We start from the raw sequence: 21,671 nt of genomic DNA, 5'->3' as shown, positions 1-21,671 counted from the left end.
CCCTCCGGCCCATTACCACTACGTAAGTCACTTGGCAACGCGGTATCGTAGATCCGATACAGTTGACGTCTATCTAAACTGCCTCGATTCGGCCACAACCGGCCGTAGCAGTCCCGAAGGATCAGGCTGCACGAACGGCAGCTAACTGATCAGATACCTGCCTTTCTGTCCTGAAGTCGGTCGGCCCGCTCATCGGCCTGAGCTGCCATCCAAGGCATGCTGCTTGGACGACTGCACCTTGGCGCATTGCCGCCGTTCGGCCTTTTCGGTTGAAAAATCGGAGTCAGCGAATCTGAGCGGCGGCTTACCGAAAAACGCTACTCACCCTATCGACCCTCAGCGGTCCGTCAATGTGAAAAATTAAACGGCAGCATTGCAAGGCTTTAGCGCCGGTATCCGCATCCCGGTGCTTGCTGTAAATCCGGCCTGCGTTGCGAATATGGCGCCGCGAAGTCCGGTGCTGGTGCGATGGGCCCTTTGTCAGTCAGTCGATGCGCGCAAGACTAGATAAACGGGTTTCCCCCATGACGGCCCCCAGAAGTGAAGCCTCAACGGAGCTCTACTCCCAAAACCATGGCTAGAACAATTCCGACCAACTTCACCAAGAACCGCTTTGTGTGGTATGAGTCGAACCGTTCTGGACTGCACGATCTATCGCTAGTTGATATCTATGCATAGTGACCGCTATGCACAAAGCTTTACATAGCGACCCTATACGGCCTGCTGTCATATGAAAATCGACTGACTGCTTAATCTCCGGCATCGGTTATAGGTTGCGGTAACGGAACTGTTAGCCTCACGCAAATTTCTGCCACTAACAGTGAATGTGCTGCCGGTGGTGAGAGTCTGGAAAGTGCGGATGTTTATGCGTCGTCGGATGATGCCAGTGCACATGGTGATGTTTGTTACCAACTGCCTCCGCATCGTCATGCTCATGCTGGTGATGCTTGTCGTGAATGTGTTCATGATGTTCTGTTAGATGCAACCAGGTACCTAGCGCCATCAAGGCACCTGCCAAAAGTAGCGGCGCCGTTACGGGCTCACCCATCAGCAAGGCCAGTAAGGCGCCGAAGAACGGCGCGACCGAGAAGTAAGCTCCTGTGCGTGCGGTGCCAAGGTGACGCAAGCCAACTACGAATAGAGCTAAACTCACGCCATAGGCAAGAAAACCCACCACCATTGCACCAGCCAAGTTGGGAAGTGCTGGAATGGAAGCGCCTAGCGAGAAGGCTAGTATCAAATTTACAGCACCGGATACCAGACCTTTCACAGAGGCAATCCACGTTGCATCCGTAAGCGAGATTTTGCGCGTCAGATTGTTGTCTATACCCCAAGCCAAGCAGGCACCAAGGATAGCCAGCGGCGGCCACAACCCATCGAACCGTGCTTCTCCCGGCCAGTTCAGGACGACCGCACCTGCCACGATGGCCACCATCCCCAGAGCAATTCGTCGGTCGAAATTTTCCTTGAAAGCGAACCATGCAAGCAGCGCGGTAAAGAAGCCTTCGGCATTTAGCAAGAGTGAGGCATCCGACGCTGGCATGCTGGTCAGGCCGATCATCAGCAACACAGGAGCGAAGATGCCGCCCGCCATAATTGCTGCGGCAAACCAAGACATTTCATTTCGAGGAAGGCGAACGGCTGGTGCGCAGATCATGCGACGATACAGTGCCAGTCCAACCCCTGAGCCAAAATAGAGCAAGCCTGCCAACAACCACGGACTCACCACATCGAGCAGCCATTTCGAGAGCGGTGTTCCCGCGCCGAACAATAGGGCGGCTCCGAGTGCTGCAGGCACGCCGGGTTTGGAAAAACCTTCCTTCAAATTCATGTTTTCAGCCTTCAAGCAGCAATAAGTCAATGATAAGCGAGAAACTCCCAAACGACCAATGACTGCTACTTGCTGGATAGCAGCCTATGAGATAACTGTCTCGTAATGTCGCCGCTACGTAAAGCGCACAAAGTCCAAACGGGATGCCGCCGGACGGGTAAAGATGCGCACTGCGGGTACGTTAGGTCGGCTTGATTAGCTTGATGGCGGCCTGGATTCGGTGGTCAACGAGTTGCTCAAAGTGACGGGAAGAGCCCTCTGGCCGCACCGCCGCACACCGCCGCCTGCGCCGACAGAGAGTTTCGCGTCGGCGCATGCGCTTGGCAATGTGGGGACGCTTACCGAACTCTGAAAATCATACGGTTTTACCAACTTGCAACGGGCATTTCCCCGCACTAGCACGTGATCGAGGAGGAGGCCTTGGTCCGGAGGGGCAATCGACTGTGCGATCCGGATTCCAAGCTCAACAAGTGATGAGCCGACCACAGGGCTTTCTGGATTTTGATGTGTTCTCTCAAGCTGGCCCATCGGCCTATCAGCCCCCCCATAGTGAGCAATCGGCGGCCGAGAACCGGATTGCTCGAACCAAATTGTTGGGCATATTCGGCTACAAAAAGTCTGACTGAAATGTAATTTCCCCGTCACCGTGCTGTTGGTAAGGGGCGCCTAAGATGACATCACCGTCTGACAAGAACTGTCCGGCGTAACCCCCCCCAACTACACAAGGTGACAACCATGAAAACCAATTTTACACAACTGGCACTACTTGCCGCGCTGAGCCTTACTGGCGCAACCGCGGTGTTGGCAGATGACGCTTCCCCCGACCTGCAGCAGCTTCGCTGGATTAGACAGGGTCAGGAATCCAAGAGCCAACCAACGGCCAACCAGCTCGCTCCCTATGGCTACGCATCGACCGGCACAGCCGCACGGTCGGTGAATGTTGATCGCAGTACCAAATATCTGAATGTCACACGTCTCGAAACCGTCAAAGTTAATGTGGACGGCAAGAGTGTCATCTGGATGTTCGACACTTTGGGAACCAACGCTTTCCCGCTTTCCAAGATTGTGTCCGGGACTGAAGGGGTTACGGTTTATGTCGCCGAGAACCCTAGATATCGACCCTAATAGAACGATTGCCCGGCAATGATGATAAGTCATCGTCGGATTCGTAAGGCGTTAGATTCCTGACGCCGGTATTTGTAACGCAAGTTCGATTAACTCAAGGAAAAAAAATGCTGAAAAAATTGCTGATAGTTGCTGCAATAAGTGCCATTTCCGTCACTGCATTCGCCAGTGATGCGGCCCGCGCCGAAGCGAAACAGGTGATCGATCTGAAAGACGGTTCGACGGTCTACCTCTTCAAAGACGGCAAAATGGCCATGGAAGACAAACTTGGTCGCGCCGTTCGGATGAAGAAAGATACGGTAATGGAAACCAAGGACGGCCAGAAGATCTTGATGCACGGAGACGAAGTCATGCGTCTCGATAGTCTGCTGAAAAAGGATTATGGTGGCGGCGGCTAATTTCCCGGTTGGATTACACAGCGGCCCTTCACTGGGTCGCTTAAATCCGGAAAGCGCGTCTCGGATTCCATACCGCAGACTGTATCCCCTGGCGTGCACGGCTTGCAGCAAGAGCACCTCTCAGTAAAAAGTCCGCGACCCAACCGGAAAACGCCACCGCAGGGTTCAATTAATCTTCCAGGGCATTTGGTTCAAAAAATCAGGGGCTGCTCTCTCAAAGGGAATGTTATGGAACGTAATTTAATTTGCATCACCTTAAGCGGTCTAATGCTTAGCGCCTGCACTGCTACCGGCTATCTGCAAAGTGGTTCTCCTAATACCATGATCAGCGGCAAGGTCACAAGAGAAGCTTTTGGGTCTCGTCGTGTTGAAATTACACTCAACGACAAAATTTATCGCGGCGAATGGCGTGTCGATTCGCCCACAAAGGAGCAAAAGGCGGAGACTTCATACCCGCATCAGCGACACATTGGAGTCGTAAATTCAACGCTGAGGGCGGAGGACGGAAGCACGCTTGAGTGTCACTGGAAAACAGAGAGTAATACGGCAGAAGGGTCATGCCTGGCCGGCAGACAAGAGTATTTGCTCAACATGATGTGATGCGTTTGTAAGGCCGTCAAGATAGCATCTGATTTGCCAAGAAATAGCGAGCTAGCGTTTCATGCATTCTTCGATGCAGTTCAACTTTGTCGGTTTGGCTTGTCTGTGCATAGAGCCTGGGGGCCAGGCGCCGGAAAACGGCAACGATTGTTGGGTCAAAGTGGTAACCAGACTCGCATTCAATGATAACCATGACTTCGTTTAACGCCATTGGCTTTTTGTAGGGACGTTCCGACGTCAGCGCGTCAAAAACATCAACGACCGCAAATAGTTTGGCATTCAGTGGTATCGAATCTCCGCGAAGATTTTCGGGATAGCCTGTTCCGTCAAAACGTTCATGGTGTTATCGAATGGTCAACGCTGCACCTTTCAGCCACGGGTTGTCCTCGACGATCTCGATGCCGAGGAGGACATGGGTTTTCATCACATCGAATTTTTCGTTGGTTAGTTTCCCCGCTTTCAACATGATGCTATCGGGAATGCCGATCTTCCCCACGTCGTGAAGGAAGGCGCCAGTGATCAATGCTGAAATATCCTGTTTCGGCAATCCCATGGCCTCGGCCAGGGCTACCGCATAGAAAGTGACGCGATAATTGTGGCTATCCGTATCCGAATCCCGATTGGCAATAGCGTTACCGAGCGAAAGCATCAAGGAGAGGTTGGAATTCAGCAGGCGACTGGACAATCCGACGGCTTGACGCAACATGGCCATCAGCAACGGATAAAGTAGAAGCGCTGTGACTAAAACAGCAATGACCGCTGTCAGAGCAGTGTTGCTGACTTGATCCCTTTGCGCCCGAAGTGATTTCTCGTCGAGGCGACTGACCCCTTCCAGATAACCTGCAAGCTTTCCATCCTTTCCGACCAAGGGCAATACGATTTGAATCAGGCGCTCTACGTCTACCTTTATCCAGTTTCGGTGGATCTCCTCTTGATCTGGCCAACTGTGTTGATGTTGCCCGGAACGGACTGAGTCAATAATATTTGAGGGAATATCGGCCCACGTTTCATAGGTCAGTGACTGATCCGAGCCAAACACGCGAATTCCGACAAATCGCGAACGGTCCAGCAGACGATTGAGTGCACCGTGTTCCTCGGTGACCTCGCTGTTCATACGGCTACCTGGATGGCAGACGATTCCCATAGTGAGCAATCGGCGGCCGAGAACCGGATTGCTCGAACCAAATTGTTTGGCATATTCGGCTACAAAAAGTCTGACTGAAATGTAATTTCCCCGTCACCGTGCTGTTGGTAAGGGGCGCCTAAGATGACATCACCGTCTGACAAGAACTGTCCGGCGTAATCCACCCAACCTCACAAGGAGACAACCATGAAAACCAACTTTACCCAACTGGCACTAGTTGCAGCGCTGAGCCTTACTGGCGCCACCGCGGTGCTGGCCGATAACCTGTCCTATGACGCCTCCCCCGATCTGCAGCAGCTTCGATGGTTTAGACAGGTTCAGGAATCCAAGATCCAACCAACGGCCAACCAACTCGCTCCTTATGGTTACGCGACGTCCGGCACCGCTGCACGGGTGGTGAATATCGACGGCGGCACCAAGCACTTGAATGTCACACGTCTTGAAAGCGTTCGGATCATTGTCGGTGGCAAGAGCGTCACCTGGATGTTCGACACGCTCGGCACAAGCTCATTTCCCCTCTCCAAAGTCATTCCTGGGGCGGATGGCGTAACAGTTTATGTCACTGAGAACCCGTCTTACAGCGGAGGCTGAGTGAAAAATTACGCAACGGTGACGCAAATATCATCTCTGCGTCGGGGAACTGTCAGGATCCAGTCGTTAGTATCTGAAATGCAAGTCGGTGACGCAAATATCATCGCTGCGTCGGGGAACTGTCAGGTTCCAATCTTTAGTATCTGAAATGCAAGTTCACAACTCTCAAGGAGATAGAAATGCTTAAGAAAATGTTGATGATTGCCGCACTGAGCACGGTTGGTGTATCCGCTTATGCTGTTGATGCTGCACAGGTCGAAAAATCGATCGAGTTGAAGGATGGCTCGACGGTCTACATCTTCAAGGATGGCAAGATGGGGATGGAGGACAAACTCGGTCGTGCGGTGCGCATGAAAAAAGATACGGTAATGGAAACGAAGGATGGTCAGAAAATCATGATGCACGGTGACGAAGTCATGCGTTTGGACAATATCCTGCACAAAGACCATCGCGGCGGCTAAGCCATTCAAACCCGGCGATCTGCTTTGATCAACGCCCCGTCACTGGGGCGTTTTCCATGTTGAAGTAACGGGCAAGCACGGTGCTGAGTTCCAAACCCCAATCCTCGTGGCCCCAAGTCTGGTTTTTTTCATACAAGGCCGGCGCCAACAGCATGAAATAAGCATATATTTCCGGGTCAAAATGACTACCGGCTTCCCGTTCCATAATGGCAATGGTCTCGGCTAATGAGAGTGCAGGCTTGTAGGGACGGACAGAAGTCAGCGCGTCGAACACATCGACAAGTGCAAAGATGCGTGCAACGAGAGGAATTTCCCCACCCGACAAACCATCCGGGTACCCCGTTCCATCATGGCGCTCGTGGTGATGGCGAATAGTCTGTGTGGCCCCGGTCAACCAAGGGTTGTCGGCAACAATTTCAACCCCGAGCAGCGTATGGGTCTGCATGATTGCAAATTCCTCTGCAGTCAATTTCCCGGGCTTGAGAAGAATGTGGTCAGGAATGCCGATTTTGCCCACATCATGCAAGAAGGCTCCTACCACCAGATCAGAAATTGTTTTGCCCGGGATATTCAGAGATTCGGCAAGTGCGACGGCATAACAGGTCACCCGGTAGTTGTGTGCATCTGTATCGGAATCGCGCTTTGCTATCGCGTTACCCAGCGAATGCATCAAGGAAAGGTTGGCATCAAGCAGGCGCCGTGCGAGTCTGCGGGATCGACGTAACATGGCCAGCATCAGGGGATAGAGCAATACGGCGGCCGCCAAGACCGAAGCTGCAGCGGTTATTGACGTATTCCGGACTTGTTCACGTTGCCCTTGTCGTGCTTCTGGTGTGACTCGGCTAACCCCTTCCACATAGCCCGCCAGGCTGCCATCTTTGGCGAGCAACGGCAAAACCACCTGGATCAACTGCTCTCCCGACACCTCGACACGGTTACTATGGCTAGTATTGGCTCCCGGCCAGAGGTGCGTTTGCCTCCTTATCGCAGTGATGAGCGCCTCGGGAATACTGCCCCAGCGCTCAAATAGCATTTCCTTGTCACGACTAAACACACGAATTCCAATCAACTGGTCGCGATTGAGTAACTGCTCAAGAGAAGCGTGTTCGTTTGACGTTGCACTCATGGTCAATTGCATGGCCGGCGTCTCGAAGTGTCGAACACTGGCGATGGCGTGTTGAATCGCCTGATCTTCTGTCCTCCAGGATTCCAGCCAGTACGCAAGGGTGCCCGCCGAGATGCCGATTACGACAGTCCACAAGCTCAACTTACGCGACAACAACCAGCGTAGTTGGCCCGGCGTTTCGGGGATATGGATTTCCGTCATTTCAGACTTTGGTAAAGCTCCATCAACATCTTGAAGTGGCCGCTGACTCGATCCAGTGAAAACTGATGCATCAACGAATTTTCTACCATTTTTTTCCTTTCGAGATCCATTTCGACGGTATTTCCATCTGCACTCGCCTGGTAAGGAATGTGATATTTCAAAGGGTAAGGCGGGGTTTGGCCTTGAGCGCTTGCCGCAATATGCCCTGATGCCGAAGTGGCCAAGGCGAGTGGCTTACCTTGGTTGGTCATGGCCATTTGTGCCGCTTCGGCAAAATCAATGTCGACGGCTTTATAGCCCGGTGTGTCGGCGTTGGCGATGTTAGAGGCCAACAACTGCTGACGGTAGACTCGCAATCCCAGGGCTTTTTCCTGAAAATGAGTCGGTCCTCTATGAGCCGCGCCACCCATCGAGAAATGCTGCGGGTGGGGTTCGCTACTCGACGCACTCAATGCGCCACCAGCGTGGCCACCGTCGTGGGCGCCTCCCGCACTACTCGGCGCTGAACCGTCATGAGCACCATGTCCATTAGCTTGGGCTACGGCTTGTCCTAGCGCTTCAGAAAAACTCACTCCACTATTGGGCGCATTCGCTGCCGGCGCCACCCCATGGTTACTGTGAGTTGATGAGGGCGCGTCCGCTCGAGGAACACTGAGTTCAGGGACTCCTGCCATTCCTCCCTCTCATTCGTTCTCAATCATGAAATGTTCAGTTTCGGCAATCCCATGGCCTCGGCCAGGTCGAGGGCATAAATCGTCACTCGGCAATTGTGGGCATCGGTGTCTGAATCCCGCTTGGCGATGGCGTTGCCGATGGAGCGCATCAGGGAGAGGTTGGAATCCAGCAAGCGGCGGGACAGTCCGGCCGAGCGCCGAAGCATGGCCAACAGCAACGGATAGAGAAGAAATGCCGTGAGCAGGACGGACACGACCGCCGTCAGCGCTCCATTGCGGACTTGCTCCCCTTGTTTTTGCAGGGTCTGCTCGTCAAGGCGGCTGATGCCTTCCAGATAACCCACAAGTGTTGCGTCCGTTCCGAACAACGGCAAAACAACTTGAATCAGCCGCACGCCGGTTACCTCGATCCAGTTCTGATGGCTTTGCCCCCGTCCGGGCCAAGCATGCTGTCGGGATCGAACCGTATTGATCAGAGCCGCAGGCACATCCGTCCAGGTCTCGTAGATCAGCACTCTATCCGGGCTGAATACGCGAATACCAACAAAACGGGTTCGATCCAGCAGACGCTTGAGCGCACCATGTTCCTTTGGTGCGTTGATACTGGCAGCCATCTGCATGGCGGGCGTCTCGAAATGTCGTGCGCCAGCCACGGCGCGCTCCAACGTCGCCAGCTCGGCGCGGCGGGTATCGCTCTGGTACGAAATACCACCGGCTGCAAAGCCGAGGGTAGTTGCGGCAGTTCCCAGTCTGCGGGCAAGCAGGCGACTCAATTCCAGTGGCGTTTCAGGAAAATTGTGCATCAGTTATAAAGATTGGAGGCGATCAGTTGCTGGCGATAAGAGCGCAATCCAAGTACGGCTTCCTGAAGCGCGTGCTTCTCAAAATGCCCGACGCTCTTTAGTGAATTATGGCCTGGATGTCCACCGACCGTAGCACCGTAAGTCCCCGAGTATTGTGTCGATCCGGTGCCGGAATTCCCGAGGCCAGTTTGCGACGACGCACCTCCGTGATCGCCGTGCGCCGTACTGCCGTTCTGAGGAATTGCTTGGGTAATCGTCTGGGCCAGTGTGTTTGCAAAGGAACCACCTGTCGTCGGCGCAATTGGCGCCGCATTATGCCCGCCGTGTTCGCCGCCGGTTGCTTGCCGAAGAGGCAAACTCTGCTTTGGCGTGACCGGTTGCATGGCGACCCACTCACTTGTTTTTGATCAGGATGGCTCTGATCGTTGGCTGGATATCGTGCCACTTGCCACGGCTATCCGGTTTTGCAGGCAAATCGTGACCACCGTGGTTGCATTCAACGACCCAATGCTTCCACAACACCGCCTGGCAATAAGCAAAGCGAATGGTCTTCGGGTTGCAGCCGACGGCCTCAGCAAGCAGGCGACAAGAGCAGCGGTTACCGTGTTCATCATGTTTTCGGCTGTCCATTGTGGAAACATCAAGCCCCCTGCCAGTAGCTCGTGAATCTCAAGGCTACTTGCCGTCCCGGGGGTGATAGTGTTTGCTCATATCCATGGCAACGCTTGACTTGTCCGGAGAAGTTTCTGGCATTGACTGCGGCACCCCGGTTTTTTCTTGGACATGAGAATGCCTCTTCTGAGAGGCCGGCGTGACAGTTTTTACGTTTTCCGTAGGTGCTTTGACTTCTGCGGCTTTGTCCGTATCCGACGCGGCTTGAGCACTAATGGAAAGAACGGCCATTGCGGTAAACAGGCTCGTTGAGAGGATGGATTTCAGTTTCATGTTAATTTCTCCAAATGGTTGAAAGCGAGGGAATCTTGCGTGTCCGAATACCTTGGACAATACACAGTCTGAACTTTGGTTGCTGTCGACAGCATGACTCTAGGATGACATTTCAGACAGATTTGGTTTGGCAGTGCGACGACTGGATCCGAAAGGGGAGTGATCATTCGCCGAATCTTGTGCCGTCTATCCGTTCAAATGCCGATAACAACTCAATCCTTCTATTGTTGTCAGGCAATTGCAGTGGTCAAACGTATACGCAACATCAATTTTCAGACAAGCGACAGTTTGACATTACTTCATTTGCCTATTTACCTGTGCCGCTGGCCAACTGGCGATGGGCTTGTTCCAACGCGCGCGCCTCCTTGGCAGCATTGCTGAATTGTGTCTCCAATGCATGGCAATGCGCCGTCATTGCTGCCGAATCGCCCTTTGGACGACTCCCATAGGAGAGAGCCATTTTTTTATGCATTGCAGCTTCTGCGTCATAGCTGGCCGCTTTCCGAGAAAAATAATCGGCAATTCGCTGGTGGTCTGCTGACGTTGTGGCAGTGGCGATGCTTGCTGGAATATCGTCGACCGATGGCGCGGATGTGCAAGCCGAGAGTGTGATAAAGGCAAGGCTGGAAAGAATTAAGAGGAACTTGGTGCGCATGATTTACTCCTGTTGTTTTAACACCTCCAGTTTGCGACCGAGATGCTGACTGGAGCATGTCCACCGGATTACAATACGGTCACGAAAATGACAGGACAGAAGCAAGCCTTGCTGCGATTAAACACATGCAACTCAATCGAAATCGACTCAGACCAGAATCTGCGCAAGTTATGGGCAGCGTTTGAGTTATCGGAGCCGCACAGTCACGTAGGTGTAGTATTGAAGAGAAAATAAAGCCACCTCGCATGTGTCAGTTTTAAAGAAGTCGATGCGGGTAATGGCGTTTCAGATACTTTTAATATCGGGGTATCGACCATTTCATAGCTTGATGCGATTGAGCCGCAATGCGTTGGTGACGACGGACACCGAACTCAGTGCCATCGCCGCTCCGGCAAACATCGGCGATAGCAGCAAGCCAAAAGCCGGGTACAGCACACCAGCGGCCACGGGGATACCGAGGGCGTTGTAGCCGAAGGCGAAAGTGAGGTTCTGGCGGATATTACGCATTGTGGCGCGCGACAGAATGACCGCACGCGCAATGCCGCGCAGATCGCCTTTCACCAGCGTCACGCCAGCGCTTTCCATGGCTACATCGGTACCGGTGCCCATGGCGATCCCGACGTCGGCCTGCGCCAGTGCCGGTGCATCGTTGATGCCGTCACCGGCCATGGCGACCTTGCGGCCTTCAGCCTGCAAACGCTTCACATGCCCCGCCTTGTCTTCAGGGAGCACTTCGGCAAGCGTTTCATCGATCTTGAGTTGCCGGGCCACAGCATCCGCCGTGCTGCGCGAATCGCCCGTGAGCATCACGACGCGAATTCCCGAATTCTTGAGCGCGGTAATAGCTTCCGCCGTACTGTCCTTGATTGGATCGGCCACGCCGGCGATGCCTGCCGCTACACCGTCAATGGCGAAAAACACCACCGTCTTGGCATCCGCACGCCAGGCTTCCGCGCGTTCTTCCCAGTGAACAGGATCAACCTTGTTCTGCTCAAGAAAGCCACGGCTCCCGACCAGTACACGCTTGCCATCGACGTTGGCGAGCGCACCGAGCCCATTGATTGCTTCGAATGCTGTGGCCGTAGCGGGTGTCAGGCTACGTGCCTTGGCCCCCTCGACAATCGCCAAACCAATCGGGTGCTCGGAAAGCTGCTCCACTCCAGCCACCAAGGCGAGTGCGTCATTTTCCGGAATGCCCTCGGTCGCAAAATCGGTCAGCGCGGGGTGGCCGAGAGTGAGTGTTCCGGTTTTGTCCACCACCAGCGTGTCAATGTCGCGCATTCGTTCGATGGCCTCGGCATTGCGGAAGAGGATGCCAGCGCTGGCCCCTTGCCCCATGGCCACCGTCATTGATATCGGCGTCGCGAGACCGACCGCACAGGGACAGGCGATGATCAGCACGGCAATAGCGTTCGCAAACGCGTACGCGAATTTTGGGTCCGGACCAATGAACCACCATACCCCCGCCGTCACGATAGCAATGGTTACGACAATCTGAACGAAGTAGGCGGCAATGGTATCCGCCAGTCGCTGGATCGGCGCCCGCGTGCGTTGTGCTTCGCCCACCATATGAACGATGCGTGCCAGCAGCGTGTCTGCCCCCACACGCTCGGCGCGGATGAGCAATGCCCCATTGCCGTTTACGGTGGCACCGGTCACCTTGTCGTTGGCCGCCTTGGCCACCGGCACCGGTTCGCCGGTGATCATGGATTCGTCGATACGGCTGGTTCCCTCAAGCACCGTTCCGTCCACCGGCACTTTCTCTCCCGGTTTCACGCGTAGCCGATTGCCAACCATGACTGTCTCCAATGCGACCTGTTCCTCGGTACCGTCGTCGCGCAAACGCCAGGCCAGATTGGGCGCGAGCGTCAGCAATTTCTGAATCGCCTGGCTGGTCTGCCCCATGGCCCGTAATTGCAAAACGTCACCGAGGATCACCAGCGTCACGATTACGGCTGCGGCCTCGAAATAGGTGCCGACCGCACCGTCGTGCACGCGGAATTCTGGTGGAAACAGACTTGGGAAAAACACGGCGGCGAGGCTGAACACATAGGCCAGCCCTACCCCGATCCCGATCAGCGTGTACATGTTGAGCGAGCGATGAATAAGAGAAAGCCAGAATTTGCTCAGGATCGGCCAGCCGACCCAAAGCACGACCGGAGTTCCTAGCGCGAACTCGATCCAGCCGCGTGTCTGGGGCTTGAGGCCGAACAGTTCGTGGATGCCAATCATCGGCGACATGGCGAGAACGACGAGCGGAACGGATAGCGCGACACCGAACCATAAGCGGTGCGTTAGGTCTCGCAATTCTGAGTTGTCCGCTTCTCCCGCACCTGCGATCGGTACCAGCGCCATCCCGCATTTGGGGCAACTGCCGGGCTGCGGTCTGCGAATCTCCGGATGCATGGGGCAGGTATATTCAGCGGCGCGCGCTGCGAGCCCGGGCATCGGAATCAGCGCCATGCCGCACTTCGGGCAACTGCCCGGCGAGTCAGTGACGACCTCCGGATGCATCGGGCAGGTGTAATGAGGGCTGTTCGCTTCCGACTTAGCCGCCGGTGGTGCGAAGTCTGGGTGCGGATGATGAGCATGCACATCGTGCGTATCATTTCCTTCTGCTGTCATGGCAGGTTCCTCGTAAAATCTTGTGTTGGATTTGTACTTTGCACCTTGTGCTGACCGAACAGCATTGTCCCCAGTCTTCGGTACATGGCTACTATCACCGGTGGCAGGATCAGCCACTGCATGAGCGGCGATAATCCAATCCCGAAAATCATCGGCATACTGGCCGTATAGGCCCAATTGCCTGCGCGATAGACGTTGTACCATTCGCTCCAGGCGGTAAAAGCCAGCGCGCCGATCACTACGATGACGCCGCCTGGCCACGGACGCGATACCGGCCAATCCGCACGCCCGAGCATCATGCCGGCCAGTACAAACATAACGAGCGCAATCACCACATCGCCCAGGGTGCAGTGGAATAGCGCCCACGCCACACCCATACCATTCGCTGCTGCCCAGATCGTATAGAGCCTGACATGAGCGATTTCCCACGTCAGATTGAAAACAAAGGCGAGCGCAGACCATAAGCCAGCGTGTGCCACAAAGCGAGACATCGCCGAATTAGGCATGAGACTTCACACCAAACTTTGGAAAGAACGCGGGTGTATTGGCCTCATAGTGGCTGTAGGCCTCGCCGAATTCTGCTCGTGCGTCCTGTTCTTCGCGCCGTGCAAGACGCACGTACATGAAGACCAGAACCGGAAACATAACGAGTGTGATCAGGGTCGGCCACTGGAACAAGAACCCCGTCATGATCATGATGAAGCCGATGTATTGTGGGTGACGCACGCGTGCATAGGCACCAGTTGCTGCCAGTTGGTGAGTCCGTTGTGCCGCGTACAGAACCTTCCATGCCGAAGCGAGCAGCCAGAAACCGAGGCCGATCAGGACATTGCTGAGAATGTGAAAGGGGCCGAAATGGGGATTGCTCTTCAAGCCAAACATGACTTCCAGCAGGTGTCCGGCATCATGTGAAAGAAAATCAACGCCGGGAAATCGTTGCGAAAGCCAGCCAGAAAAGAGGTAAATCGTTAGTGGAAAGCCATACATCTCGGTAAATAGAGCCACCAGAAAAGCCGAGAAGGCGCCGAACGAACGCCAGTCACGCGATGTCCTGGGTTTGGTAAAGCTGAAGGCGAAGATGATGAACACCAGCGAATTGATGATGACCAGCGACCAAAGCCCGTAGGCCGGAGCAGCGTTGTGATCCATTATTTCTTCTCGGGTGTGGATTCATTCGAGGTCTCACTCGGCGCGTGATTTCCATGGCCGTGGACACCGTGCATGAAAACATGCATCAACGGACAGGCCAGCAAGAGCAAATACGGCAAGTAGGGTAACCACCCGGCGAGGTGCGCCCAATGTTCAGTAATCAGGAAAAAAGCGCCGATCAGCAAGAAGACGATCAAGGCAATATTGGCCTTGGAATTCGTGGTGCCGTTGCCAGATTCAAGCTTGTGTTCCATCTCAACTCCTCAGGGCAGTAGGTCTCTAGTTGCTCGTATTTCCGGAGCACCTATTTGTTCGATCACTCACAATTCATCTTCGAAGCACTGGGCACCAATGCTTGAAATCGGGGGAATAGTTGTTATCCGAATGGATTTGATGTAAACACACTAGCCGCAGACTGCTGTCAACAACATGACCCACAGATTACATTCGCGTCACATTCGCGAAAGCGTTTGTCGGGTATGTATTCACAGTGTGTCAAAGCAAAAATTGACACTTCGGGGTTAATGCCAACCGCTTGGGTGAGGCGAACCTGCCCCGAATCCGGGATTTATCACGTACTGGATGCGGAGGTTGAGCGATATTTTATGGCGATGGGTGGCGGTGAAAGGATTCTCGAGTCATGGTTTGATCCACGCTGTCGAATAGCACCGGGAGGTCGTGCAGATCAGCGGGATGGAGGCTTCGTAAAGACATGTGCATTAACTTTTACGGCACACCAGGCCCGAAGATTTATCCGCTAGCGAGGGATAGCTTCCCAAATTTCCCGGATTGGATTAACTTTTTTCCGGCGATTTGATCAGATACCAAACCGAGAGCCCGACCGCGTGAATTGCTCTTATCAGTTTGGGTGGCTAAAAATTCTGACTGAAACGTAATTTTCAAGTCATCGTTCTGAAGGTGTTCCGGCTCCTAATATGGCCCCACCGTTTGACAAGAACTGTCCGGCGTAATCCATCCAACCTCACAAGGAGTCTGCCATGATAACTGGCACTACTTGCCGCACTGAGCCTTACACTGAGCCTTACATCGACGGGTGCGAGTGTTTTTGCGATGAGGAAACCGCCTTTCCGTATCTGACGGTAACGGTAAGCGGTAGTGAATATCACCCGATTAGTCACTGTAGCCGGCCCCAGAATAGCCAACAACGGTGCTGACACTCGGCAATACCGTGACTTCTGACGCTGCCGTGAACATTACTTCTGCAAGATTACATATTCCTGGCAATGACATTTTTTTCTGGGCGCAGTTATTTCTCCATGCCACGTTTAATCCGCCATTGCTTAACCAGCGCATAGATGGCCGGTATGACCGCGAGGGTGAGCACAGTCGATGACACCATGCCGCCGACCATCGGCGCGGCGATGCGGCTCATGACTTCCGAACCGGTACCGGTGCCCCACATGATCGGTAGCAGGCCGGCCATGATCGCCACCACGGTCATCATCTTCGGCCGCACGCGCTCGACTGCACCTTCCATCACCGCTTCATAGAGATCGCCGACGTTCGGTGTGCGTCCTTCAGCGCGGCATTTCGCCTTGATCGCTTCCCACGCGTGATCGAGGTAGATCAGCATGATCACGCCGGTTTCGGCGGCGACCCCGGCCAGCGCGATGAAGCCGACCGCCACCGCCACCGAGAGGTTGTAACCGAGCCACCACATCAGCCAGATGCCGCCGACCAGCGCGAAGGGCACCGAGAGCATGACGATCAAGGTTTCGGTAATGCGCTTGAAATTGAGGTAAAGCAGCAGGAAGATCGAGAGCAACGTTACCGGGATGACGATCTTCATTTTCTCGATGGCCCGCTCCATGTACTCGAACTGGCCGCTCCAGGTGGCGTAGTAGCCTGGCGGGAAGCTCACCTGTTCGGCGACGGCCTTTTTGGCGTCGGCGACGTAGCTGCCGATATCGCGGTCGCGGATGTCGATGAAGATATAGGCGGAGAGCAGCGCGTTCTCGGTACGGATGGATGGAGCCCCCTTGGCGACGACCACCTTGGCCAGTTGCCCGAGCGGAATCATCGCCCCGTCCATGGTCGGGATCAGCACCTCGCGTGCGATCTGCTGCGGATCGGAACGCAGTTCGCGCGGGTAGCGCACGGTGACGCCGAAGCGTTCGCGGCCCTCGACGGTTGTCGTCACCATTTCACCGCCCAGCGCCGTACCGATCACGTCCTGCAGGTCGCCGACCGCCAGGCCGTAGCGGGCCAACTGCTCGCGGTCCGGCTCGATGTTCAGGTAAAAGCCGCCGGTGATCCGTTCCGCGAAGGCACTGGTCGTGCCGGGCACGGCCTTGACTACGGCCTCGATTTCCTTGGCCACTTTTTCCATCTCGCCAAGATCCTTGCCGAAGACCTTGATGCCGATTGGCGTGCGAATGCCGGTAGACAGCATATCTATACGAGCCTTGATCGGCATAGTCCAGGAGTTGGCGACGCCGGGGAATTGCAGCGCCTTGTCGAGTTCGGCGATCAACTTGTCGGTGGTCAGGCCTGGGCGCCATTCGGATTCCGGCTTCAGGTTGATCACTGTCTCGAACATCTCGGTCGGCGCCGGGTCGGTCGCCGTATTGGCGCGGCCGGCCTTGCCGTAGACCGAGCTGACTTCGGGGAAGCTCTTGATGATCTTGTTCTGCGTCTGCATCAGTTCGGCCGCCTTGGTGATCGACATACCGGGCAGTGAAGCCGGCATGTAGAGCAGTGTGCCTTCGTTGAGCGTCGGCATGAACTCGGAGCCGAGTTGCGAAGCCGGGTAGACCGAGACACCCAACGCCAGAACGGCGAGCACGATGGTCAGCTTCTTCCAGCGCATGACGCCGGCGATGATCGGCCGATAGGCCCAGATCAGAAAACGATTCACCGGGTTCTGCGCTTCCGGCATGACCTTGCCGCGGATAAACAACATCATCAGGACCGGCACCAGCGTCACCGAAAGCAGCGCCGCGCCGGCCATCGAGAAGGTCTTGGTGAAGGCCAGCGGCGAGAACAGCCGCCCCTCCTGGCCTTCCAGGGCGAACACCGGGAGGAAGGAAACAGTGATGATGAGCAGCGAGAAGAACAGCGCCGGGCCGACTTCCTTGCAGGCGGCGAGCATGGCGTCGGCACGCTCGGCTTTGGTGTGCTCCTCGGGCAGACGCTCCAGGTGTTTGTGGGCGTTCTCGATCATCACGATGGCGGCGTCGACCATGGCACCGATGGCGATGGCGATGCCGCCCAGGCTCATCAGATTGGAGTTCATGCCCAGCGAGCGCATGGCGATGAAAGCGATGAGCACACCGACCGGTAGCATCAGGATGGCGACCAGAGCGCTGCGCACGTGCATCAGGAAAGCGATACAAACCAGCGCGACAATGACCGCTTCTTCCAGCAAGGTGCGCTTCAGTGTATCGATAGCGCGGTGAATCAGCTCGGAACGGTCGTACACCGTATGCACCGTGACGCCCTCGGGCAAGCCGGGTCCGATTTCGTCGATTTTGGCCTTCAGATTATGGATGACTTCCAGCGCGTTGGCGCCGTAGCGCGCCATGGCGATTCCCGACACCACCTCGCCTTCGCCGTTTAACTCGGTCAAGCCGCGCCGCTCGTCGGGCACCAGCTCGACGCGCGCGATGTCGCGGATCAGCACCGGCGTCCCCCGTTCGCTTTTGACGACCAGCATTTCGAGATCGCTTCCGCCGCGCAGGTAGCCCTTTCCGCGCACCATGTACTCGGTTTCGGCCATCTCGACGACGCGCCCGCCGACATCGCGGTTCGAGTCGCGGATCACCTGCGCCACCTTCATCAGTGGAATTCCGTAGGAACGCAGCTTCACCGGGTCAACGGTGACCTGGTAGGTCTGCACGAAGCCACCGACCGATGCGACTTCGGCGACGCCGTGCGCTTTGGTCAGCTGATAGCGGACGTACCAGTCCTGGATGGTGCGCAGTTCAGCCAGCGTCTTGTCCTTGGCGAGCAGCGCGTACTGGTAGACCCAGCCGACGCCGGTGGCGTCCGGTCCGAGCGAGGGCGTGACGCCCTTTGGCATGCGGCTGGAGGCAAAATTCAGGTATTCGAGCACGCGCGAGCGCGCCCAGTAAATGTCGGTACCGTCCTCGAAGATGATGTACACGAAGGACGCGCCGAAGAATGAGAAGCCGCGCACCACCTTCGATTTGGGTACCGAAAGCATGGCCGTGGTCAAGGGATAAGTCACTTGATCCTCGACCACCTGCGGCGCCTGGCCGGGATACTCGGTATAGACGATGACCTGAACATCCGAGAGGTCGGGCAGCGCGTCAATCGGTGTTCTGAGGACGGCGAAGACCCCCCAGATAATGATGAACAGGGTGGCAAGCAGAACCATGAAACGGTTTTTGCCCGACCAGTCGATGATTTTGGCCAGCATGGTCAATTTCCCTTTATTCTTCAGTGGCCGGCGTGCGGATTGGCCACAGGGGCTGGCGCAGCCGCGCCCATCGCCATCGGCTTGACGCTGGTGATTACCCATTCGCCCGGCTGGCGCTCGACGAACTCGACAACCACCTTGGCACCCGGTTTAAACGCTTGTAGCAGGGTCACGTTGGCGGCCTTGAACTCCATGGTCATGGCCGGCCATTTGAGGCTGTCGACCGGGCCGTGGTTGAGATTGACTGTGCCCGCTTTTGTGTCAACGCTGTCCACCGTTCCTTCGGCGTGATGACTCGACCCCTTGGCCGCTGGTGTGGCTTTCTCTGACTCCGTCCCCGCCTTGGGCGCCGCACCATGAGCGGAGTGGCCGAAACCGCCAACAGCCGCCTTGAGATTACTCTCGGCGTCGATCAGGAAGTTGGCGGCGACCACTACCCGTTCGCCTTCTTTCACCCCTTCGATAATTTCAACGTTGCTATCGCTACGCGCGCCGAGTTTCACTTCGCGCGGTTCGAAACGACCTTCACCCTGTTGGATCAGGACAATTTGACGGGTTCCGCTGTCAATGATGGCGGAAATCGGTACGGTGACCACGTTACCCTTGGCTGACACCGGCAATTCCACTTGAGCAAACATGGCGGGCTTCAAGAGTAGACCGGGGTTGGCGAGTTCAACGCGCACCGGTACGGTACGGGTTGCCGCGTTGAGGGTGGGGTAAACATAGCTGACTTTGCCTTCGAAGAGCTTGTCCGGGTAGGCATTGATCCGGACTTTGGCTTGGGCGCCCAGCTTGACCAGACCGATGTCTTGCTCGAAGACGTCGGCGACAACCCAAACCGATGAAAGGTCGGCGACCTGATAGAGGACTTCGCCGGGCATGAAGCGCATGCCTTGCAGCGCTTTTTTCTCAGTGACGATGCCGGTTACCGGCGAGCGGAAGGTTAGCGTGCGTTTCGCTTCGCCGGATTGTGCCAGCGCCTTGACCTGCGCTTCCGAAATGTCCCAGTTTTTTAATCGCAGCAGACTCGATTCAGCGAGCTGCTTCATGCTGGCCTGGGCTTGACCCCCCGCATCCTTGAGCGAATCGACGCCCTGCGCGGCGATGGCGTATTCGCGCTGCGCTGAGACCAACTCCGGGCTATACACTTCGAACAGCGCTTGCCCCTTGCCAACAGCCTGGCCGGTGACATTCACCTGCAGACGTTCGACGTAACCTTCGAATTTGGGCGAGATGGCGTAGGTTTTTCGCTCGTCCGGTTCGATTCGACCTGCCGCGCGAACCGTTTTATCGAGGTTGCGAAGCTCGGCGGCTTCACTGCGCACACCGAGTTTCTGAATTTTTTCCGTACTGATCCTGATCTGATTGGCCGATGCCGGTTCTCCGCTGTTTCCATCATCATCCTCACCCTCGAAAACGGCGATGTAGTCCATGCCCATCGGGTCTTTTTTAGGTGTCGGCGAGGTGTCGGGCAGGCCCATCGGATTGCGGTAAAAAAGAAGTTTTCGCTCCTTTTTAACGCTCTCGCCTGTCGTCTTGAGGGTATCCGCTGTAACCGCCGTACTCCCTGCGCCAGGCAATGTTGTTCCCTTGTTACCCAGCCAGTACCCACCACCGCCAGCGATCAGAGTAACGATAACGCCAAGCGTCAATCCCGCCCCCAGTTTCATAAATCTTCTCCTAATAGTTTTTCGATTTCTGCAAGACGAATCTGCGCTTCTGCCTGTGCCTTGATCTGGATTTGGCGTGCTTTGCGAATTTGTTGTTGTGCTTCGAGCAGGGTGGCGAAATCCACTTTCCCATTCTCGTAGGAGGCCAGGGCGGAGTTGAAGGTCAATTCGGCTTGGGGCAGTAGACTGTTCGTCGTCAGACTCTCGGTACGCCGCGCTGCTTCGATACCGGAAAGATTTTCGGCAAGCTCGCCAAGTATCTGGTTCGATGTAGCTTCCTTGCGCGACCGGGCGGCCGAAAGCATCGATTCGGATTCACGTTCCATGGCGCGGCGCGAGGTTTGCTGGAGCGGGATGTTGAATTCGACCATCACTTCCCACTCCTTGACGGCGTTCTGGTACTGGATCGGGGAAATGGCCAGCGCAAAATCCGGGTAACGGTTCTTGTAGGTCAATTCGCGGGACTTTTCAGCGGCCTTGATGCGCGCCTCTTCAGTAAAAAGTTGCGGATTGCGACCACGTACGCGGTCTTCCAGCGTCGCATAGTCGAGCTTCGCTGGCGCTGGGATCGGGCGTAACACCTCGGGATTGGCAAGACGTGCGCTGGATGGCCGGGCCAACAGCGCATTGATGCGCGCCCGCAGCATGTTGCCTTCATTCTCCAGCATGATCAGGTCGTTACGCATGCCGGTTTGCTCGACCTGGGCACGGATCGCGTCCTGCTGCATCGCCAGCCCGCCGGCGTATCGAATCTGGGCAATCTTTTCCAGTCTCACCATAAGGTCGAGAATCTCGCGCGTCAGTTGTTCGTTGCGATGCAAAATATACAGTTGGGCATGTGCTATCTTGAGCTTGGCGGTAATTTCGGTCCAGGTTCCACGCACACGTCCTTGCGCCCCTTCGGCCTCCAGTTCGGCAATCTCGCGTTTCAGATCACGTTTTCCATACCACGGTATTTCCTGTAGCACCGTGTATTTGGTGCTGCCGACCCGGCTCGGGTTCAAGGTGGCATTTTGCTCACCAAACTTGGTGATGTCCTGGAGTTCCATTCTGAATCTTGGGTCAGGTAGTGCGCCGGCGGGCACGACCCGCTCGATGGCCGCATCGGCTTCGTAGCGCATCGATGCATAGTCCGGATTAGTGCTTCTGGCATAGTCGAGCAGGCTGTCGACGGTTCTGCCAATGGCAACTTCCTGCGACAGGATTGGGGTTGCAATCCCCAGCGCCAACATCAATATGAATACCTTCGTGCGAAAATTTCCTCGCATTTA

20 protein-coding genes and 1 pseudogene are annotated in these 21,671 nt (G+C 55.6%); 5 read left to right on the top strand and 16 right to left on the bottom strand.

Going from position 1 to position 21,671, the window contains the following annotated elements; translation table 11 throughout:
• Positions 1-814: 814 nt before the first annotated feature.
• Complete coding sequence (locus PROAA_RS14495) at positions 815-1,831, bottom strand: DMT family transporter (protein WP_186412016.1); 1,017 nt, start codon at positions 1,829-1,831, stop codon at positions 815-817.
• A 735-nt stretch (positions 1,832-2,566) separates the two neighbouring features.
• On the opposite strand from PROAA_RS14495, the gene PROAA_RS14490 reads away from it, so the two are divergent.
• From PROAA_RS14490 to PROAA_RS14480, 3 genes are all read left to right on the top strand, one after another.
• Positions 2,567-2,956, top strand: coding sequence for a CzcE family metal-binding protein (locus tag PROAA_RS14490; protein ID WP_186412015.1), 390 nt, complete (start codon positions 2,567-2,569; stop codon positions 2,954-2,956).
• Between the two features lie 107 nt (positions 2,957-3,063).
• Positions 3,064-3,354 (top strand): periplasmic Cu(I)/Cu(II)-binding protein CopK, encoded by a 291-nt coding sequence (gene copK / locus PROAA_RS14485; protein ID WP_186412014.1) that lies wholly within the window; start codon positions 3,064-3,066, stop codon positions 3,352-3,354.
• 228 nt (positions 3,355-3,582) lie between these two features.
• On the top strand, positions 3,583-3,954 hold the full coding sequence (locus tag PROAA_RS14480; RefSeq protein ID WP_186412013.1) for a hypothetical protein: 372 nt from the start codon (positions 3,583-3,585) through the stop codon (positions 3,952-3,954).
• A gap of 16 nt (positions 3,955-3,970) precedes the next feature.
• On the opposite strand, the pseudogene PROAA_RS14470 reads toward PROAA_RS14480, so the two are convergent.
• Positions 3,971-4,993 (bottom strand): annotated as a pseudogene (locus tag PROAA_RS14470) (HD-GYP domain-containing protein).
• Between the two features lie 291 nt (positions 4,994-5,284).
• Here PROAA_RS14470 and PROAA_RS14465 point away from each other — a divergent pair.
• Both PROAA_RS14465 and copK (PROAA_RS14460) read left to right on the top strand, forming a co-directional pair.
• Positions 5,285-5,689, top strand: coding sequence for a CzcE family metal-binding protein (locus PROAA_RS14465; RefSeq protein ID WP_186412011.1), 405 nt, complete (start codon positions 5,285-5,287; stop codon positions 5,687-5,689).
• A 179-nt stretch (positions 5,690-5,868) separates the two neighbouring features.
• Positions 5,869-6,150, top strand: a complete 282-nt coding sequence (copK, locus tag PROAA_RS14460; protein ID WP_186412010.1) for a periplasmic Cu(I)/Cu(II)-binding protein CopK — start codon at positions 5,869-5,871, stop codon at positions 6,148-6,150.
• 28 nt (positions 6,151-6,178) lie between these two features.
• Here copK (PROAA_RS14460) and PROAA_RS14455 read toward each other — a convergent pair whose 3' ends face one another.
• From PROAA_RS14455 to PROAA_RS14390, 14 genes are all read right to left on the bottom strand, one after another.
• Positions 6,179-7,477 carry an HD domain-containing phosphohydrolase gene (locus tag PROAA_RS14455; RefSeq protein ID WP_186412009.1) on the bottom strand — a complete coding sequence of 433 codons (1,299 nt, stop codon included), beginning with the start codon at positions 7,475-7,477 and terminating at the stop codon, positions 6,179-6,181.
• Positions 7,474-8,049 carry a flagellar basal body rod protein FlgB gene (gene flgB / locus PROAA_RS14450; RefSeq protein ID WP_245664293.1) on the bottom strand — a complete coding sequence of 192 codons (576 nt, stop codon included), beginning with the start codon at positions 8,047-8,049 and terminating at the stop codon, positions 7,474-7,476. Before flgB ends, PROAA_RS14455 begins: the two co-directional genes overlap by 4 nt.
• Before the next feature lie 125 nt (positions 8,050-8,174).
• Positions 8,175-8,954: a hypothetical protein gene (locus tag PROAA_RS14445; RefSeq protein WP_186412007.1), complete on the bottom strand. Its 780-nt coding sequence runs from the start codon at positions 8,952-8,954 to the stop codon at positions 8,175-8,177.
• Positions 8,954-9,337: a hypothetical protein gene (locus PROAA_RS14440; RefSeq protein WP_186412006.1), complete on the bottom strand. Its 384-nt coding sequence runs from the start codon at positions 9,335-9,337 to the stop codon at positions 8,954-8,956. The genes PROAA_RS14445 and PROAA_RS14440 overlap by 1 nt, the downstream gene beginning before the upstream one ends.
• Positions 9,338-9,347: 10 nt before the next feature.
• Positions 9,348-9,584, bottom strand: a complete 237-nt coding sequence (locus PROAA_RS14435; protein ID WP_186412005.1) for a hypothetical protein — start codon at positions 9,582-9,584, stop codon at positions 9,348-9,350.
• Between the two features lie 45 nt (positions 9,585-9,629).
• On the bottom strand, positions 9,630-9,899 hold the full coding sequence (locus PROAA_RS14430) for a hypothetical protein (protein WP_186412004.1): 270 nt from the start codon (positions 9,897-9,899) through the stop codon (positions 9,630-9,632).
• Between the two features lie 307 nt (positions 9,900-10,206).
• Positions 10,207-10,554: a hypothetical protein gene (locus PROAA_RS14425; RefSeq protein WP_186412003.1), complete on the bottom strand. Its 348-nt coding sequence runs from the start codon at positions 10,552-10,554 to the stop codon at positions 10,207-10,209.
• Between the two features lie 318 nt (positions 10,555-10,872).
• Positions 10,873-13,179, bottom strand: coding sequence for a copper-transporting P-type ATPase (locus PROAA_RS14420; protein ID WP_222102287.1), 2,307 nt, complete (start codon positions 13,177-13,179; stop codon positions 10,873-10,875).
• Positions 13,176-13,685 (bottom strand): hypothetical protein, encoded by a 510-nt coding sequence (locus PROAA_RS14415; protein ID WP_186412002.1) that lies wholly within the window; start codon positions 13,683-13,685, stop codon positions 13,176-13,178. The genes PROAA_RS14420 and PROAA_RS14415 overlap by 4 nt, the downstream gene beginning before the upstream one ends.
• A complete protein-coding gene (locus PROAA_RS14410; RefSeq protein ID WP_186412001.1) occupies positions 13,678-14,328 on the bottom strand; it encodes a methyltransferase family protein in 651 nt (216 codons plus the stop codon). The genes PROAA_RS14415 and PROAA_RS14410 overlap by 8 nt, the downstream gene beginning before the upstream one ends.
• A complete protein-coding gene (locus PROAA_RS14405; RefSeq protein WP_186412000.1) occupies positions 14,328-14,582 on the bottom strand; it encodes a DUF2933 domain-containing protein in 255 nt (84 codons plus the stop codon). Before PROAA_RS14405 ends, PROAA_RS14410 begins: the two co-directional genes overlap by 1 nt.
• A 1,013-nt stretch (positions 14,583-15,595) precedes the next feature.
• A complete protein-coding gene (locus PROAA_RS14400; protein WP_186411999.1) occupies positions 15,596-18,730 on the bottom strand; it encodes an efflux RND transporter permease subunit in 3,135 nt (1,044 codons plus the stop codon).
• Between the two features lie 20 nt (positions 18,731-18,750).
• Positions 18,751-20,400: an efflux RND transporter periplasmic adaptor subunit gene (locus PROAA_RS14395; RefSeq protein ID WP_186411998.1), complete on the bottom strand. Its 1,650-nt coding sequence runs from the start codon at positions 20,398-20,400 to the stop codon at positions 18,751-18,753.
• Complete coding sequence (locus PROAA_RS14390) at positions 20,397-21,668, bottom strand: TolC family protein (RefSeq protein ID WP_186411997.1); 1,272 nt, start codon at positions 21,666-21,668, stop codon at positions 20,397-20,399. Before PROAA_RS14390 ends, PROAA_RS14395 begins: the two co-directional genes overlap by 4 nt.
• Positions 21,669-21,671: the final 3 nt, after the last annotated feature.

This window comes from Candidatus Propionivibrio aalborgensis, from assembly GCF_900089945.1.
Classification (GTDB): domain Bacteria; phylum Pseudomonadota; class Gammaproteobacteria; order Burkholderiales; family Rhodocyclaceae; genus Propionivibrio; species Propionivibrio aalborgensis.
This window is presented reverse-complemented; position numbering and strand designations above follow the sequence as displayed.

Coding starts and splice junctions, on each gene's coding strand:
- PROAA_RS14495 (WP_186412016.1), bottom strand. CDS start 1,831: ATGAATTTGAAGGAAGGTTTTTCCAAACCCGGCGTGCCTGCAGCACTC.
- PROAA_RS14490 (WP_186412015.1), top strand. CDS start 2,567: ATGAAAACCAATTTTACACAACTGGCACTACTTGCCGCGCTGAGCCTT.
- copK (WP_186412014.1), top strand. CDS start 3,064: ATGCTGAAAAAATTGCTGATAGTTGCTGCAATAAGTGCCATTTCCGTC.
- PROAA_RS14480 (WP_186412013.1), top strand. CDS start 3,583: ATGGAACGTAATTTAATTTGCATCACCTTAAGCGGTCTAATGCTTAGC.
- PROAA_RS14465 (WP_186412011.1), top strand. CDS start 5,285: ATGAAAACCAACTTTACCCAACTGGCACTAGTTGCAGCGCTGAGCCTT.
- copK (WP_186412010.1), top strand. CDS start 5,869: ATGCTTAAGAAAATGTTGATGATTGCCGCACTGAGCACGGTTGGTGTA.
- PROAA_RS14455 (WP_186412009.1), bottom strand. CDS start 7,477: ATGACGGAAATCCATATCCCCGAAACGCCGGGCCAACTACGCTGGTTG.
- PROAA_RS14445 (WP_186412007.1), bottom strand. CDS start 8,954: ATGCACAATTTTCCTGAAACGCCACTGGAATTGAGTCGCCTGCTTGCC.
- PROAA_RS14440 (WP_186412006.1), bottom strand. CDS start 9,337: ATGCAACCGGTCACGCCAAAGCAGAGTTTGCCTCTTCGGCAAGCAACC.
- PROAA_RS14435 (WP_186412005.1), bottom strand. CDS start 9,584: ATGGACAGCCGAAAACATGATGAACACGGTAACCGCTGCTCTTGTCGC.
- PROAA_RS14430 (WP_186412004.1), bottom strand. CDS start 9,899: ATGAAACTGAAATCCATCCTCTCAACGAGCCTGTTTACCGCAATGGCC.
- PROAA_RS14425 (WP_186412003.1), bottom strand. CDS start 10,554: ATGCGCACCAAGTTCCTCTTAATTCTTTCCAGCCTTGCCTTTATCACA.
- PROAA_RS14420 (WP_222102287.1), bottom strand. CDS start 13,179: ATGACAGCAGAAGGAAATGATACGCACGATGTGCATGCTCATCATCCG.
- PROAA_RS14415 (WP_186412002.1), bottom strand. CDS start 13,685: ATGCCTAATTCGGCGATGTCTCGCTTTGTGGCACACGCTGGCTTATGG.
- PROAA_RS14410 (WP_186412001.1), bottom strand. CDS start 14,328: ATGGATCACAACGCTGCTCCGGCCTACGGGCTTTGGTCGCTGGTCATC.
- PROAA_RS14405 (WP_186412000.1), bottom strand. CDS start 14,582: ATGGAACACAAGCTTGAATCTGGCAACGGCACCACGAATTCCAAGGCC.
- PROAA_RS14400 (WP_186411999.1), bottom strand. CDS start 18,730: ATGCTGGCCAAAATCATCGACTGGTCGGGCAAAAACCGTTTCATGGTT.
- PROAA_RS14395 (WP_186411998.1), bottom strand. CDS start 20,400: ATGAAACTGGGGGCGGGATTGACGCTTGGCGTTATCGTTACTCTGATC.
- PROAA_RS14390 (WP_186411997.1), bottom strand. CDS start 21,668: ATGCGAGGAAATTTTCGCACGAAGGTATTCATATTGATGTTGGCGCTG.